The sequence below is a fragment of the Sporofaciens musculi genome (assembly GCF_009830285.1).
GTDB lineage: Bacteria > Bacillota > Clostridia > Lachnospirales > Lachnospiraceae > Sporofaciens > Sporofaciens musculi.
The window spans coordinates 4,958,403-4,972,595 of record NZ_WUQX01000001.1; the positions used below are offsets into that span (position 1 = coordinate 4,958,403).

Sequence of the window (14,193 nt, forward strand, 5' to 3'; positions counted from 1 at the left end):
CATCCTTCATTTCCCTGGGGGCATAGTAGTTCTACCCGTCTTCATCCTCCGATGGGCGCCATGCCTGCCCGAACTTTACATCCCTGAACAACGCCGCAAGCCCTGTAATCTGCTTAAGCCTCAGAATCTCATCCCTGTCCATCCCAAGATGTTTGGAAATCCACGAATCCGAACGCCCCAGTTCATGCAGCTCCTTTACAATATTTCCCATCAAATCCACATCATGATTTCCTCTCGCCCGATTATGGCGAATAGTGCTGGCAATTCTCTGATCCAGAGGCTTATCTATCACAGACACTGGAAGCAGTCCCTTCTCCCTCTCGTATATATCCGAATGCTCCAGCATAATCCGATATCGGTGAAACCCATCCACAATCACATACTTATCGTCCAGTTTATTATAATAGCAGACTACAGGCATCGTATACCCATCGTTCTTAATACTCTCATAGAGCAGCTTCATCTCCGGAGGCGCAACTGCGTTAGGATTATATGTATTCGGAACCACTTTTTCAACAGGAACCGCAATCACATGATAGGTCGGACTTTTATACTCCATAATTCATCTCCTCCACACTCTTATATTTATGCCGGATTGCGTCAATCCGCCTCTGCTGGTCCCTGGTCATTCCAAATCCCATAGACCGGCAGATATGGTCATTTTTCAGGATACAGCAGCACATCCTCTTCCAACTGGGTATATCCTTGGTCAATTTGATATCGTCCGTATCATCCGGAATCTTTCCCATGAAAACAATCCTCGACTTTTTACTCAGAGTATAATTGGAGACGCCATTGCGCTTAATCTGATATCCATGCTCCTCCAACTCCTGTATAACCTCCTCGTCCAGCCCTCCTCCCGTCTCATGCCAGAATTTAATTGAAGTATTAAACTTCTTAACATAGTTATTACGCAGACGGATTGGCAGCGTATCCAGAAGGAACATCGTATAGGACTTCCATGTATGACCTTCGGGCAGCGTAATATTTCGGTAGCCTAACGCCTTGGTCCTCCCATAAATGGCTCCAAAGTTCGCCCCCTTCACCCTGCCCACAAGCTTTACCCAAATCTCTGGGTCAATAACCCTGTAAAGGTTCAGGGAATCCTTGGAATAATCGTTGAAAGGAGACGCCACCCGCATCTGTGAAACCTTCAGTCCAGCCTTATAATAGAGGTCATACAAATGATTATAATCATAGTCAAATACATAATTTGCATGCCAGATATCCTGCGTAGTCCAGTCATAAAGGGGCGATGCACACCAAACATCCTTAAAATGCTTCGTAATCCAGCATTTTTCTTTATAACCAAACTTCTTATTTAAAAATCCACTGTATCGCTGCAAGGATTCATCTGCACGGATTCCCAGAAGGCAAACCGTCTTCCTGTTGCCATGGGAAATCCTGTACCATCTGCCAAACTGCTTTGCCAAGTCCTCCTGATGCATCCGGTATCGGTATGTAGTCACAGGGTTGCGGTTTAAGTTAATCACATATTTTTTCTTAGGCATCTTCCTGACCCACAACTCCTCCTTCTTGTCATCCCAAGGATACCAATACATCTCATAGCTGCTAAGAGCCGTTCGGGTTGCCATTGGGAGACATACCCAATACGGCTCCACATCCTCCTTAATTCTCTCAAATGTACGCTCTACATATTCTGTTGTTACCGTGTACTGTGCTTCAAAATCCTGGTGGAACACACCAACTCTTTTCTCCGGCGCGTATTTCTTCTGATAATCCAGCACCAGATTCAAAAGCAGCCCGCTGTCCTTCCCACCGGAAAAAGAGATGTAGATATTGTCAAATTCCTCAAAAATAAACCGAATCCTCTCCTGAAACGCTTCATATACACTCTGTCCTAAATATTCTCGTACCATATTCATCTCCCGACCTTATAAAAAATTACCAATTTCTGGAAACTATATGAATGTTAATTTATCACAGAAAAAGAGTAAATTCAATAAAATCAAACAAAGTTCGACAATATTCATATTTTTATTTTCTTGCATCCCCTCCTCAATCATATTATAATAAGTCCTATAAAATTGACGATAATGTGAGGTAATCCCTATGCTTCCAACCCTTGGACTCTCCATAAAAGCATTAAAAAAAGAGCCGTTTTCCGGCTCTCATTGCGGCATGCGCTATTACTTGACTACTGAAAATGATGTGCTTACTGCATATCTCTATCCGGAGCCCTGGTGCTTTGAAGCAACCCAGGAGGACCAGAAGGAGAGAAAGGAATTTCCCTTCACCCAGGAGGGGCTTGACGACGCCATCTCCTGGATGAACCAGCGGTATGAGGCGGACCGTGACCACTGGGAGCACATCAGTAAGGAACAGATGCGTATCTTTCTTGAAACCTAGATTTTCAGTTTTCAAGCACCTCCTCTGCAATATTACGGGCATGGTCTGAGATACGCTCCAGGCAGACCAATGTATCCAGGAACACAATTCCCGCCTCCGTGTTGCACTGGTTACTTGCCAGACGTTTGATATGCTTACTGCGAAGTGAAATCTCCAAATCATCCGCCTGTGTTTCCTTCTCTATAACTGTAAGCGCTTTCTCTTTGTTCTGTTCTGCAAACGCTTCAAAAGCATACCTATAGCTGTCCACACACACATCAAACATTTCCTTCAACTGTCTGGTTCCTACCTCTGAAAAGGAAACCTTCTTCTCATGAAGAGTCTCTGCAAATTCGGAAATATTTTCACAGTAATCGCTGATACGCTCAATGTCTGATACCATCTGTAAAAGATGCGCCACTTCCTGGTGCTCTTTCTCACTGACTTGCAGAGAACTAAGCTTAATAGCATATTCTGTAATCCCTGCGCTTAATTTATCTACCGTAGTTTCTTCTTCCTTTAGAAGCTGGATGTCATCTTCTTTCAGTGTAAACAATACATCCTTTGCCACCATCAGGGAATCCTCTACAATCTGGGCCATACGGGCTACCTCTCTGACCGTGGACTGCAAAGCAATCACGGGTGTCTCCAGGATACGGTCGTCCAGAAGTACAATACTCTTATCCTGCGTATCCTCGTCCACTCTGCCAATCTTCTTGGCCAGCTTAATAATCCAGCCGGATACAGGAAATAGAAGTACGGTGGTGCCAATATTGAACGCTGTGTGAACCATACTAATCTGTGTCTGTGTGATATAACCAAACCCAATCTCCGGATTCACAAACTCATAATAGATAATTGCCACGGCACTGAACAGCACAGTACCAATAACGTTGAACAGCAAGTGCATTAACGCCGCTGTCTTGGCATTCTTCTTTGCCCCTAAACTGGACAGAATCGCCGTCACACAAGTACCGATATTCTGTCCCATAATAATATAAACCGCCGCACTAAACGGAACCAGCCCTGCTGCCGCAAGGCTCTGCAGAATACCTACCGATGCGGATGAACTCTGGATTACAGCCGTCACAAATGCACCGGCCAGGATGCCCAGCAGCGGATTGTCCCCAAGAGTGACGAAAATATTACAGAAGCTCTCTGACTCCTGCAGGGGTGAAACTGCTGATGACATGGTGGTAATACCGATAAAAAGCAGTCCAAAACCCACGATAATGCTTGCAATCTCCTTAGAAGACCGGCGTTTCCCAGTCAGCATGATAATAACTCCAAGCATGACGGCAATGGGGGCTAACTTGGAAGGGCTTAGAAACTTTGCCCATTCTACCGCAGATACCAGCCATCCTGTTACGGTCGTACCGATATTGGCGCCCATTATTACGCCCATAGCTTGTGTCAGATTCATAATCCCTGCATTGACAAATCCAACCACCATGACGGTAGTTGCGGACGAGCTTTGGATCACGGCTGTGATTACTGCGCCTAAGAGCACACCCATAAGCTTATTCTTGGTCAGTACTTCCAGCAGGGACTTCATCTTGTTGCCTGCTGCATTTTCCAGCCCCTGAGCCATAATCTGCATACCATATATGAACATGCCGAGTCCACCGACAAATGGTATGATAATATCTAAGTAATTCATTATTTTCCTCCCTGGTATTGTTTTCCTCCTAGACTAATGTAGCGCCGCCTTCCCTTTCGGACGGCGGCAAAATATGTAACTCCGGAATCTGTACGGTATGATTCCGGATATACATAAACAAGGTTCTCTCTTACATTACCATCTCTGCACAAAGAAAACAACTACTTTTTTTGGGTCGTGAATCAACCTTAGCAGGTCTTAACAGCTACTTCTTCATTTTCGGCTCAAACACAAGAGATGCCAGATAACTGAACACAAGTGCTGCGGATATCCCTACCGCACTTGCTTTGAATCCGCCCATGAATATTCCAATGAACCCTTCCTTGTCTACAGCCTCTTTCACACCCTTCCACAAAAGGTTGCCAAAGCCAGTCAATGGCACGCTTGCACCGGCACCGGCGAAATCCTGGAAAGGCTGGTAGATATGCAATGCGCCAAGCACCGCTCCGCTGCATACCAGAAGCACCATAACCCGGCCTGGCATCAGTTTTGTTCTGTCAAGAAGAATCTGTACTAACGCACAGATTACACCTCCAATCCAAAATGCATTTATATAATCCATAACTTCTCTCCTTTGCTTCCCCCCTCTAACAATGCTCTAACACGATTCCGTGGGCAATTCCGGGCACGCTTGAACCTTCGTTATAGCTTACTGTGGACATCAGCGCTCCGGTCGGAACAAACAGTATACGCTTCCACTCGCCCCGATTCAGCTTCGGCAGAATATACGCCGACAACGTGGTGGCAGCACAGCCGCATCCGCTTCCGCCTGCATGGGTATCCTGAGACAACTGGTCGAAAATGGTCATTCCGCAGTCCATATGATTTTTTTTGATATCATACCCTTTCCCCCTCATCAAATCAAAGAGAATACTCTGGCCCACATATCCCAGATCTCCTGTCACAATCCGGTTATAATCATCCGCTGTCCTGTCGAAATCCTCCAGATTTCGGATAATCGTATCACAGGCGGCAGGCGCCATACACGCCCCCATGTTCTGGGAATCCTTAAGCCCGTAATCCACAATCTTCCCCACAGTCACGCCTGTAATCCGCACATGACTCCGCTTGGTTCCTACGAGAAATGCGCCGCTTCCCGTAACCGTCCACTGTGCGGATAAGGGTCTCTGGTTCGCATACCCAAGGGGAAAACGAAACTCCTTCTCCGCACTTCCGAAATGGCTTGAAGTCACAGCAAGCATATATTCCCCATACCCTGCCGCCACACTCATTGACGCAAGGGCAAGCGCTTCTCCCGACGTAGAACACGCCCCAAACAGCCCAAACATGGGAATCCCCAATTCCTCCACCCCCATGGAGGTGGCAACTCCCTGGCGCAGAAGATCTCCGCCGAACAGATACCTTACATCCTTCGGCTCAACATGGGCCTTTCCCATTGCCAGAAGACATGCCTCCTTCTGCATGGTGCTTTCCGCTTCCTCCCATGTATTTTCTCCGAACAAATCCTCCTGCTCTACCATATCAAACATCTTCCCCAGAGGGCCTTCTCCCTCCTTCTTCCCCGCAACCGACGCGCTGCTTACCAGATACGGGGACTCTCTAAACGCAATACTTTGCAATCCCTTTACCATTCATCCCTACCTGCCTTTTCTCTTAAATCATTCCGCTAATCTTCAAAAGCCAATACCCGAAGCCTAAGACCCAGCTCGTAAATATACCATACAAAATTACAGGACCGGCAATCGTAAAAATTTTACATCCGATTCCCATAACCTGCCCCTCCTTCTTATATTCAATCGCTGGTGCTGCAACAGAATTAGCGAACCCAGTTATGGGAACCAGCGTGCCTGCGCCTCCCCATTTTGCAATACGGGGATAGATATTGAATCCAGTTAAAATAACGCTTAAGACTACCAAAACCATGGATGTCCATCCACCGCTCATATCCTGATCTAATCCAAGCTTCCCACAGTAGTTTAAGATAGCCTGTCCCACCGTACAGATTACCCCGCCTGCCACAAATGCTTTCGCCATATTCATCGGCAGATTATGAACTGGCGTTTTCTTCTTGACATAATTTTCATATGCCTGTTGTTGTTTCTGTTTATCCATTTTCCTCTCCTCCTGGTTTCATCATTTCCCGCAAGAACAATCCAAAGTCTAAAAACGATTAAAAAAGAAGATTAATGCCCCTATTCCTTTTCCCACCGCAACTCCCAGAATCAGATATTGTATTCCCCGCAGTAATTTTACCCTTCGGACAAAAATCGGGAATACATTCAGCATCTCCGCAAGAGCCATAGACCAGCATCCCACAAATATACCGCCGAACAATCCAAATATCGGCAGAAGCCACGCCCCGAAGGGAATTTGGATTCCATAGATAAAGAATATATTTCCCAGAATTCCTCCCAAAGCCACACTATTTTCATAGAGAAGAATATGCTCGCCTGTGTGCGTCCTGTCTGCAAAATCTGAAACCACTCCAAGTTCACTGATGAACGAGAACAATCCTCCCGCCACTACCATTCCTGCGCTAAGTCCTATGACCGCCATTAGAACCTGTACCCACATCCAGCTCCTTCTCCTTTCTGGAATATGTCTCAATCAAGGTGGTCTGAATATCATTTTCATACAGACGCATCTCAATCTCCATGGGCGTCGGATCCACGGTAAATTTCTTCTTTCCAAAATGATTAAAGAATGTCAGAATTCCGATTACCAGGCCGATACAGTAGGTCAACTCCAGGATTGTAAAGCCATCTGACTTATGCCCTGTCAACAGTTCGTATATCTGGGAAAATAATTTAGACGTATCGACATCGTTATTAAACGCCATAATAGAAAATGCGGCCCCCATGAAGCTGATCATCACCACTGCCGCAAGCTTTGTATAATGAACCGCTCCTCCTGCCGACTTTTGTTCCTCATAAGTAACAATGAAATCCGTCTCACCGAGATTCTGAACATCAACATTGGGACATTCCTCGTGGATCCGTTCTATCACCTTGAGAATTGAAATTGCAACACGATTCTGATGCTTATCGTCTGTATGGTGAAACGTCAATAATTTCAGGCTTTTAAGCCGAGGAACAATCGCCGGATTCGGACACTCCATCTGGATTACATCCCCCAGAGTTACTTCCGGCTTCGTAACCTCCACATCCCTGTCCGCCTTGATATATACCGTCTCGCTGCCCGCCATGCTTATCCCCTGCTTTCCTGTAACCCTGATTTACATGTATCCCATGTCATATAATCACTGTCCTGCCAATCAGCCCCGCGATTCTCCACAAGAGTTCCCTCGTTAATCTTACCGCGACTTTTCATATCATTAAAATAATAGATTAGTCCAATCACTACTGCCGCCATTACGACACAAATCAGGCATACCCTGAGTTTTTTCCTTGCATTATCCATACTTTCCACCTTCTTTATTCCTTTTGGGGATTAGTATGGAGCTTTTCCAAGAAAAATATTCATGGTATGCCTGTTATATTCGTTCTCTCAAATTTTTTAAAATTTTCTTTTCCATTCTTGACACCTGAACCTGAGAAATCCCAAGGGTATCTCCCACTTGAGTCTGGGTCTGGTTCGCAAAATATCTAAGATATATCAATCGCCGTTCCTCTTTGTCCAGATAGGCCAGAAGCTGCTTCAACAGCAGATGATTCAAAATCTGTTCTTCTTCTCCCTCCTTCTCCTTAAGCTTATCCATCAGCCGCACTTCCTGTCCCTCTTTCTGGTAAATGGGCTTGTGCAGGGATTCAATCTCCCCACTGGCGTCAAGCGCCTGGGTCAGCTCCTCCGTCTCCACACCAAGCTCTCCTGCGATCTCTGCCACCGTGGGGTCCCGTCCCCATTTCTCCTGAAGCCTCTCCTGACAGAGATAGGCTTTGTAGGCAAGCTCTTTTAATGAACGACTCACTTTAATCATTCCGTCGTCCCTGAGAAAACGCTTAATTTCACCGGAAATCATGGGAACCGCATAGGTGGAAAATTTGACGTCAAAAGACATGTCAAACTTGTCGATTGCCTTCAACAGACCAATACTCCCAACCTGGAACAAATCCTCAGCCTCCACGCCTCGGTTATAAAATCGCTTAACGATACACCAGACAAGTCCTGTGTTTTCCTCTACTAACTGTGCTCTCGCTTTTTCATCCCCTTCGTGAGATCTCTGAATCAAAGCGATTGTGTGGTCCATAGTCTCCGTCCTTTTCCGATTGTTTTTTCCATCTTTACTGTGGTGCCCTTTCCCGGCGCCGACATTACCTCAAGGCTGTCCATGAAAGCCTCCATAAAGGAGAAGCCCATACCGGACCTGTCAAGCTCCGGCTTTGTGGTAAAAAGGGGCTCCATCGCCTGTTTCACATCCTCAATTCCCTTGCCCTCATCCTCAATCTCAAGGTACAGCGTCCTGCCCTCAGTTCGGGCACGGATATGGATGTTATGTATTTCATTTTCATAGCCATGGATAATTGCGTTTGTAACCGCCTCCGATACCGCTGTCTTTACATCAGAAACCTCCTCCACTGTAGGGTTAAGGGATGTCATAAATGCTGCAACCGTCACACGGGCAAATGATTCGTTGGATGAACGGCTGTCAAAGATTAACTGCATCTCATTGGTATGTTCCATCTATTCTTCCTCCTCATATATCTGCATGATTTTCGTTACTCCCGACATAGTCAATATCTTCCTCATTCTCTCATTGGTATGCACCGCACACACCTCTCCTCCCAGTAAATAGATTCGCTTATAGCGTCCCATAATCACTCCAATCCCTGAGCTGTCCATGAAATTCGTTTCCTTAAAGTCAAAAATCACATAGCGGATATGGTTATGCTCAATCAGATGGTCGGATTCCTTGCGGATTTCCTCTGCGTTGTGATGATCCAGCTCATTAGGCAAAAATACTGTCAGGCAATTTTCCTGTACCTGATATTTCATGTTCATCCTCCTTTTCTCTTGCCAAGGTTATGATTCTGCTCGTATCTCTTATTTATTTTTAAGAAGGAAAAAGGATATGCACTTTTGCATATCCTTTTTCCTTCGTGTACTATCGTCATATTTATCTGCTGTCTGTTTATTCGCTGTCATCTCCGGCTCCCTCACCACCGTTGTCACTGTCGCTGCTTCCTTCTCCATCTTCGCTTCCTTCAGCGCCTGCCTCCGCGCCGCTCTGAGCGTCAAGGGCTTCTTTGGCAGTTTGGGCGGCTTCTGTGTCGGGATAACTTTCTGTCAGCTTCTGGTATTTGAGATTTGCCTGATTCTGATCGCCGCTTTTTTCGTAGGACTGCGCAAGCAGCAGCAAAGCAGCGCCTTCTTTGTAGCCTTCATCCATCTTCATTACCTGCTCAAGATTGGTGATAGCGGCTGTGTAGTTGGCAACCTCAAAGTTCTCCTGAGAAGTACTATATAGATTGGCGCATACTCTTGGAAACAGCTCTCCTGCAATCTCATCATAACTCTCTCTGCCCACCGTTCCAAGGGAATCCGGATTCACTTTCAAAAGCTCCTCCACCATAGCCGAATCTCCCATATCCTCTGCTCGGAAGTGGGCCGCCATGTTAAGCACAATCTCATAGCTCTCCTGGGTTGAGGATGCTGTTGCCTGCACATTCTCCGTCTCCTCGCTTGTGGAGCGATATTCCTCCAGCTCCTTTTTCAATGCGCTGATCTGCGCCGTCTGAGTAGCAATCTGATCACTGAATTCCACCGTCTGACGGTTGTTCCTCTCCTGACGTGATGCATTAATCGCCGGCATGATTAAAAACCACATAACCGCAACCCCCACCACCAGTCCAAGGGCAATATTAAGGACTGTGTGCAGACCGGCATTGTCCTTAATACTGTTGGAAACCGGCTGGATTATCGTCTCATTTCCAAGATTATAGGTTACTGTATGCCTGTCCTTCTTCTCCTTCTCCTTAATCTTGACATTTCTTGCCCGACGAATCTGGTTCAGCTCATGCATACAGCGCAGAGAAAACTCATCCGTAGTATCCAGCTTATACGCCGTCCGGATAGACTGCCTCGCAAATGTATACTGCTCTGTATGCATATAAATTAATGCCAGAAGCTGATGTGCCTTCACATAGGACGGATGGACTGTCACAGCCTTTTTAAGCTGGATAATCGCCAGATCCTCACCGTTCTGCCTGCAGTAATCCAAAGACTGGTTGTACCTTTTTGCAGCCTGGTTGATCGCCTCCAGCTCTCCCGCAGTCTCCCGCATCTTTTGTATGTAATAATTTGCAATATTATCATGAGACTGGAAATTCTTGCTTAAAATCCACTCTACCAGCGCCTCCACCACATCTCCTCTGCCGTAATAGACCAATCCTAGAAGATTCCTGGATGCAATATTTCCCCTGTTATATTGTAAACTCTTTCTCAAAGACGCGATTGCACCGGATAAATCCCGAATCTTCGCTTTCTTCAAGCCGTCGTTATACCAGTACATCGACTGGTAGGAAAGCTTTGTTGTATAATCCATACGCGATCCTCTATCCTTCTTCTACTTTGCCTGCTCCATCACTTCCCGCAGGATATCCGTCATATCCGTCAGGTCCTCCTGATAGATCGCCTTCTCTATATCCTCCACTTCCAGACTTGGCTGGAACTTCTTCAATTCTTCCTCAAAGTCAAGCATGAGCCATGCCTCCTTTATACTCATTTCTTAGATTGCTGCCTTTATCATACCCGCCAGATACAGGGAACCAAGACAGTATATATCTGTGTCCTCTCCCCGCTCATCCTCTGCCGCGCGAAGAGCCTCCAGGACCTTCGCCTCACAGATTACCCTTTTCTCGGTATACTTATGGAACACCTTCGCCAGTTCTTCGGCAGGAACCCTTCTTCTGTCCTCCACCTCTGTGACAACAAACGCCTTTACATTCAAATTCCGGCAAAGATATTCTATCATCTGCTCATATTTCTTATCACTGACCGCTGAAAACAGAATCACCGGGCCTTCTCCCTCATCTGCCCTCAGCGCCTTCATACTCTCCACAAACGCCACGACAGCCCCAGGATTATGGGCCCCGTCAATTACCATATGGGGGGCAATCCTCTCCATCCTTCCCTCCCACCGCAGGGTACGAATTGCCTCCTGCCAGCGTTCCTCGTGGATTGCTTCACCCTCCAGAAGATACTCCGCTGCACAAAGCCCAATCTCCGCGTTCATAACCTGATAGCATCCGCAGATTGGCACCTGAATAATAACATCTCTATCATACGCATTCACCCGTGAAAATGCAATATATTTTCTGGTAACTTCTTGAATTTCGTACGCATGATTCGATATTTCTCTACAGGGTGCCTCATTTTCAAAGGCAATTCTATGAATTACACCGGATGCCTCCGGACAGCTCCCATCAAAGAACACCGGAACCCCTCTCTTAATAATTCCCGCCTTCTCCGCAGCAATCTGCTCTATGGTGTCTCCCAGAATCTCCGTATGATCAAGGCTAATGGACGTAATCACCGTAAGCTTGGGATGCTCCACAGAATTGGTGGCATCCAGCCTCCCGCCAAGTCCGGTCTCCAAAATAATATACTCCACATCCGTTCCCGCAAACGCCTTCATCCCCATTCCAAACAGAAACTCAAAATAAGAAGGATGTCCCCATCCTGATGCTTCCATCGTCTCAGCAGCCTTCAGCACAACGTCAAACGTCTCCGTAAACTGCTCATCATTAATAGGAACATTGTCTATCCGTATCCTCTCATTTACTGACACCAGATGGGGAGAGGTAAAAAAACCAACCCGCTTCTTCTCCGCCATCAAAATCGCCTGAAGATACGCACATACAGAGCCTTTCCCATTCGTGCCCGCCACATGAATTACTTTTCGGTCAACCGCAGGATTGCCAAGCCTCCTTAAGAATTCCCTGGTATGCTCAAGACTATGCTTCTTCGTAAACTTCGGAATCCCCGCTATATAATCTACTGCCTCTTGATAGGTCATCTCTTTTCTTCCTCATCCAACTGCTCTACCCAGGACTTCTTCTTATCCGTACCAGTCCCCTCCTCGACAGTAAGCTCTCCGTTCTGATAGAGGTATGCATCCGACTTCCGAAATACCGTATTACTAGAGCCCATCTGGACAACCACAATCTCATCCTCCTCGCCAAGCTCTGTCTCCGGCAGGTCAATACGGGTATTGTTCAGGAATGTGCTTTTCTGCCTCTCTCCATTGACAAATACCTTACTGGACTTGGTAAAATTCTCCCCGTAAAGGCTGTATCCTTCACCCAGATGAGGAATTACATTCTTAAGGGTCACATCCCGCACGCCCATAGCCATATGCCCCTCTGTAATCGGAGGTTTTCCATCATATACATACTGCTCTCCATACAGGAGATCGTACTGCAAAATTTCCAAATCCGCCAGATAATTCTTCGTCTTACGTCTCTGCTGATGATAATTAAACACCGTACCAGAATGGATATCCAGCCGGTCCAGCACATCCGCCATAATCTGATATGAAGGAATATTGCGGTCCTCCTTGGGAAGACCGATATTGTCCCAAATCACATAGTTCGTATTATAGAGATAACGCCCTTTTAAGTCCTCTGCCTTCAAGCCCATCGTTGGCAGATGATCTCCGTAGAATACCACTACTGTCGGTTCTCCGCGTTCTTCTAAAGCTTTCACAAGATTACCTGCAAACTGATCCATCTCATAGACTTGATTGACATAATACTCCCATTTATTTTTCGTTCCTTCATCCGCAATTCCTTCCACCAGAATCTTTGGATTCTCAATCATCTTCTCCTCAGGATAGTCACCATGTCCCTGAACACTGATTCCAAATACAAAATCCTGTCCCTTTGTGGTATCCATCGCCTCTATAATGTGCTGAATCAGTATATCATCCTTCGCCCATCCATTCTCTGTGGTCTGCAGGATATTCATGAACTCCTTGCTCGTATAGCTGTCAAAGCCAACATTGTTAAACACTCTGGCACGACTGTAAAAATTCCCCCCATTGTTATGGAGTGCGTGTGTTCCGTACCCCAAGGCCCCAAGAGCCGTTGCCGCACTCTCACTCACCTGGTTCTTAAGCACCGTCTTGTAAGGATATTCGCCAGGCCCGAAATACCTAAGGTTCATGCCTGTAAGCACCTCGAACTCTGTATTGGCAGTTCCGGCGCCGATGGAGGGCACCTTAAAATAGCCAGAGGAATAATTCTCATACATAGCGTGGAGGTTGGGGCTGGCATCCTCCGAAGTGGTAAAAAATTCCGCCTCCGCCACGTCGAAATAAGACTCCAACTGTATAAAGATAATATTGGGGAGCTCATCTTTAGCCCGTCCCGTCTCACTCTTGGTAATTTCCCTGTTGCCGCTAATCTCAGTAATAGTCTTCTCATTGTAATCGTTTGGCTCTGTAATCCCTGTATTGAACACACTCGCCATAAAACAATAGGGCAGACCATAATCCTCATAGGCAAATGCAATATTACCAAAATAGGTAGAAACAACCCTCTTTTCTACCGCCAAATCAGAAACAATCCCATATACTACAAACCAGACCCCGACGCCTGCCAAAGCCCACAAACGGCGAAGCTTGCCATTATACTGTCCGCCGCGCCGCCACATGGAGATTACCCAGATTACAACTGCGCCAATCCCGACGGCAAGCCCCACAAGCTCTACCCCGTTAAAATAATTATTAATCAGCGTAATTCCATCTTTCGCCACCTTAAAATCCTGGGCGTTAAAGGGCGTCACACGCTTCATGAGCATATAGCCGTTGGCCACCCCAAGGGCAAGCCACAACACACTGATGATAATACGCACGAACATTCTTCGTTTGACCAGATAGACCACGGAAAATGTAATAAATATCATGAAAGCATTATACAGGAACACCAGCGGCGTTCCTGTCATATACTTCCATGCCTCCATAGCCGAATGTCTGGAGATTGCCTCGATTGCAAAATTAATCATACACGCCAGAAGTGCGTGCAGCAAAAGCGATATCCGGTTCATAAACTGATATACCGGCCTCATCTTTCTGGCAAAGGCGCTGTTTCGTCTCTCCTCAAGAATCCTCTCCCGCCGCTCTTTCCTGGCCATCCAGTATACCTTCACATCTTCTTTTTTTATATTCTTCAGTTTGTGAAATGAGCCTTTTATGTCCGGCTTCTTAACTTGAAACTTCTTCATAATCTCCCCTTATGATTAAACTTCTGCCTGTCTATGCTCCA

The 14,193-nt window shown here is 46.3% G+C and carries 17 protein-coding genes; 1 reads left to right on the forward strand and 16 read right to left on the reverse strand.

What is annotated here, in order from left to right:
* Window positions 1–31: 31 nt before the first annotated feature.
* Entirely contained in the window at window positions 32–559 is a 528-nt protein-coding gene (locus GN277_RS25150) for an IbrB-like domain-containing protein (protein WP_159755209.1), read from the reverse strand.
* Window positions 549–1,880, reverse strand: a complete 1,332-nt coding sequence (locus GN277_RS25155; RefSeq protein ID WP_159755212.1) for a phosphoadenosine phosphosulfate reductase — start codon at window positions 1,878–1,880, stop codon at window positions 549–551. The genes GN277_RS25150 and GN277_RS25155 overlap by 11 nt, the downstream gene beginning before the upstream one ends.
* Window positions 1,881–2,073: 193 nt before the next feature.
* Here GN277_RS25155 and GN277_RS25160 point away from each other — a divergent pair, with 193 nt between their 5' ends.
* Window positions 2,074–2,370, forward strand: coding sequence for a GNAT family acetyltransferase (locus GN277_RS25160; RefSeq protein WP_159755215.1), 297 nt, complete (start codon window positions 2,074–2,076; stop codon window positions 2,368–2,370).
* A 4-nt stretch (window positions 2,371–2,374) separates the two neighbouring features.
* On the opposite strand, the gene GN277_RS25165 is transcribed toward GN277_RS25160, so the two are convergent.
* From GN277_RS25165 to GN277_RS25230, 14 genes are all read right to left on the reverse strand, one after another.
* Window positions 2,375–4,009, reverse strand: coding sequence for a Na/Pi cotransporter family protein (locus tag GN277_RS25165; RefSeq protein ID WP_159755218.1), 1,635 nt, complete (start codon window positions 4,007–4,009; stop codon window positions 2,375–2,377).
* 205 nt (window positions 4,010–4,214) lie between these two features.
* Window positions 4,215–4,571 (reverse strand): stage V sporulation protein AE, encoded by a 357-nt coding sequence (gene spoVAE, locus GN277_RS25170; protein WP_159755221.1) that lies wholly within the window; start codon window positions 4,569–4,571, stop codon window positions 4,215–4,217.
* Between the two features lie 25 nt (window positions 4,572–4,596).
* Complete coding sequence (locus GN277_RS25175; protein ID WP_159755224.1) at window positions 4,597–5,601, reverse strand: stage V sporulation protein AD; 1,005 nt, start codon at window positions 5,599–5,601, stop codon at window positions 4,597–4,599.
* Between the two features lie 22 nt (window positions 5,602–5,623).
* Window positions 5,624–6,082, reverse strand: a complete 459-nt coding sequence (locus GN277_RS25180; RefSeq protein ID WP_159755227.1) for a SpoVA/SpoVAEb family sporulation membrane protein — start codon at window positions 6,080–6,082, stop codon at window positions 5,624–5,626.
* 48 nt (window positions 6,083–6,130) lie between these two features.
* On the reverse strand, window positions 6,131–6,544 hold the full coding sequence (locus GN277_RS25185; RefSeq protein ID WP_159755230.1) for a stage V sporulation protein AB: 414 nt from the start codon (window positions 6,542–6,544) through the stop codon (window positions 6,131–6,133).
* A complete protein-coding gene (locus tag GN277_RS25190) occupies window positions 6,507–7,175 on the reverse strand; it encodes a stage V sporulation protein AA (protein WP_159755233.1) in 669 nt (222 codons plus the stop codon). The genes GN277_RS25185 and GN277_RS25190 overlap by 38 nt, the downstream gene beginning before the upstream one ends.
* A gap of 2 nt (window positions 7,176–7,177) precedes the next feature.
* Complete coding sequence (locus GN277_RS25195) at window positions 7,178–7,390, reverse strand: hypothetical protein (protein ID WP_159755236.1); 213 nt, start codon at window positions 7,388–7,390, stop codon at window positions 7,178–7,180.
* A gap of 73 nt (window positions 7,391–7,463) precedes the next feature.
* Window positions 7,464–8,177, reverse strand: a complete 714-nt coding sequence (locus GN277_RS25200) for a SigF/SigG family RNA polymerase sporulation sigma factor (protein WP_159755239.1) — start codon at window positions 8,175–8,177, stop codon at window positions 7,464–7,466.
* Window positions 8,156–8,611: an anti-sigma F factor gene (spoIIAB, locus tag GN277_RS25205; protein WP_159755242.1), complete on the reverse strand. Its 456-nt coding sequence runs from the start codon at window positions 8,609–8,611 to the stop codon at window positions 8,156–8,158. Before spoIIAB ends, GN277_RS25200 begins: the two co-directional genes overlap by 22 nt.
* The gene (gene spoIIAA / locus GN277_RS25210) at window positions 8,612–8,923 is read right to left on the reverse strand and encodes an anti-sigma F factor antagonist (RefSeq protein ID WP_159755245.1); all 312 of its coding nucleotides are present in this window, start codon (window positions 8,921–8,923) and stop codon (window positions 8,612–8,614) included.
* 136 nt (window positions 8,924–9,059) lie between these two features.
* A complete protein-coding gene (locus tag GN277_RS25215) occupies window positions 9,060–10,472 on the reverse strand; it encodes a tetratricopeptide repeat protein (RefSeq protein ID WP_159755248.1) in 1,413 nt (470 codons plus the stop codon).
* Between the two features lie 21 nt (window positions 10,473–10,493).
* Window positions 10,494–10,652 carry a hypothetical protein gene (locus tag GN277_RS25220; protein WP_159755251.1) on the reverse strand — a complete coding sequence of 53 codons (159 nt, stop codon included), beginning with the start codon at window positions 10,650–10,652 and terminating at the stop codon, window positions 10,494–10,496.
* A 3-nt stretch (window positions 10,653–10,655) separates the two neighbouring features.
* Window positions 10,656–11,945, reverse strand: a complete 1,290-nt coding sequence (locus tag GN277_RS25225; protein WP_159755254.1) for a bifunctional folylpolyglutamate synthase/dihydrofolate synthase — start codon at window positions 11,943–11,945, stop codon at window positions 10,656–10,658.
* Window positions 11,942–14,152, reverse strand: coding sequence for an LTA synthase family protein (locus GN277_RS25230; protein ID WP_159755257.1), 2,211 nt, complete (start codon window positions 14,150–14,152; stop codon window positions 11,942–11,944). Before GN277_RS25230 ends, GN277_RS25225 begins: the two co-directional genes overlap by 4 nt.
* Window positions 14,153–14,193: the final 41 nt, after the last annotated feature.

What these genes read in the sequence shown, in the direction of transcription:
- GN277_RS25150 (WP_159755209.1), bottom strand. Translation starts at nt 559, where the DNA reads ATGGAGTATAAAAGTCCGACCTATCATGTGATTGCGGTTCCTGTTGAA.
- GN277_RS25155 (WP_159755212.1), bottom strand. Translation starts at nt 1,880, where the DNA reads ATGGTACGAGAATATTTAGGACAGAGTGTATATGAAGCGTTTCAGGAG.
- GN277_RS25160 (WP_159755215.1), top strand. Translation starts at nt 2,074, where the DNA reads ATGCTTCCAACCCTTGGACTCTCCATAAAAGCATTAAAAAAAGAGCCG.
- GN277_RS25165 (WP_159755218.1), bottom strand. Translation starts at nt 4,009, where the DNA reads ATGAATTACTTAGATATTATCATACCATTTGTCGGTGGACTCGGCATG.
- spoVAE (WP_159755221.1), bottom strand. Translation starts at nt 4,571, where the DNA reads ATGGATTATATAAATGCATTTTGGATTGGAGGTGTAATCTGTGCGTTA.
- GN277_RS25175 (WP_159755224.1), bottom strand. Translation starts at nt 5,601, where the DNA reads ATGGTAAAGGGATTGCAAAGTATTGCGTTTAGAGAGTCCCCGTATCTG.
- GN277_RS25180 (WP_159755227.1), bottom strand. Translation starts at nt 6,082, where the DNA reads ATGGATAAACAGAAACAACAACAGGCATATGAAAATTATGTCAAGAAG.
- GN277_RS25185 (WP_159755230.1), bottom strand. Translation starts at nt 6,544, where the DNA reads ATGTGGGTACAGGTTCTAATGGCGGTCATAGGACTTAGCGCAGGAATG.
- GN277_RS25190 (WP_159755233.1), bottom strand. Translation starts at nt 7,175, where the DNA reads ATGGCGGGCAGCGAGACGGTATATATCAAGGCGGACAGGGATGTGGAG.
- GN277_RS25195 (WP_159755236.1), bottom strand. Translation starts at nt 7,390, where the DNA reads ATGGATAATGCAAGGAAAAAACTCAGGGTATGCCTGATTTGTGTCGTA.
- GN277_RS25200 (WP_159755239.1), bottom strand. Translation starts at nt 8,177, where the DNA reads ATGGACCACACAATCGCTTTGATTCAGAGATCTCACGAAGGGGATGAA.
- spoIIAB (WP_159755242.1), bottom strand. Translation starts at nt 8,611, where the DNA reads ATGGAACATACCAATGAGATGCAGTTAATCTTTGACAGCCGTTCATCC.
- spoIIAA (WP_159755245.1), bottom strand. Translation starts at nt 8,923, where the DNA reads ATGAAATATCAGGTACAGGAAAATTGCCTGACAGTATTTTTGCCTAAT.
- GN277_RS25215 (WP_159755248.1), bottom strand. Translation starts at nt 10,472, where the DNA reads ATGGATTATACAACAAAGCTTTCCTACCAGTCGATGTACTGGTATAAC.
- GN277_RS25220 (WP_159755251.1), bottom strand. Translation starts at nt 10,652, where the DNA reads ATGAGTATAAAGGAGGCATGGCTCATGCTTGACTTTGAGGAAGAATTG.
- GN277_RS25225 (WP_159755254.1), bottom strand. Translation starts at nt 11,945, where the DNA reads ATGACCTATCAAGAGGCAGTAGATTATATAGCGGGGATTCCGAAGTTT.
- GN277_RS25230 (WP_159755257.1), bottom strand. Translation starts at nt 14,152, where the DNA reads ATGAAGAAGTTTCAAGTTAAGAAGCCGGACATAAAAGGCTCATTTCAC.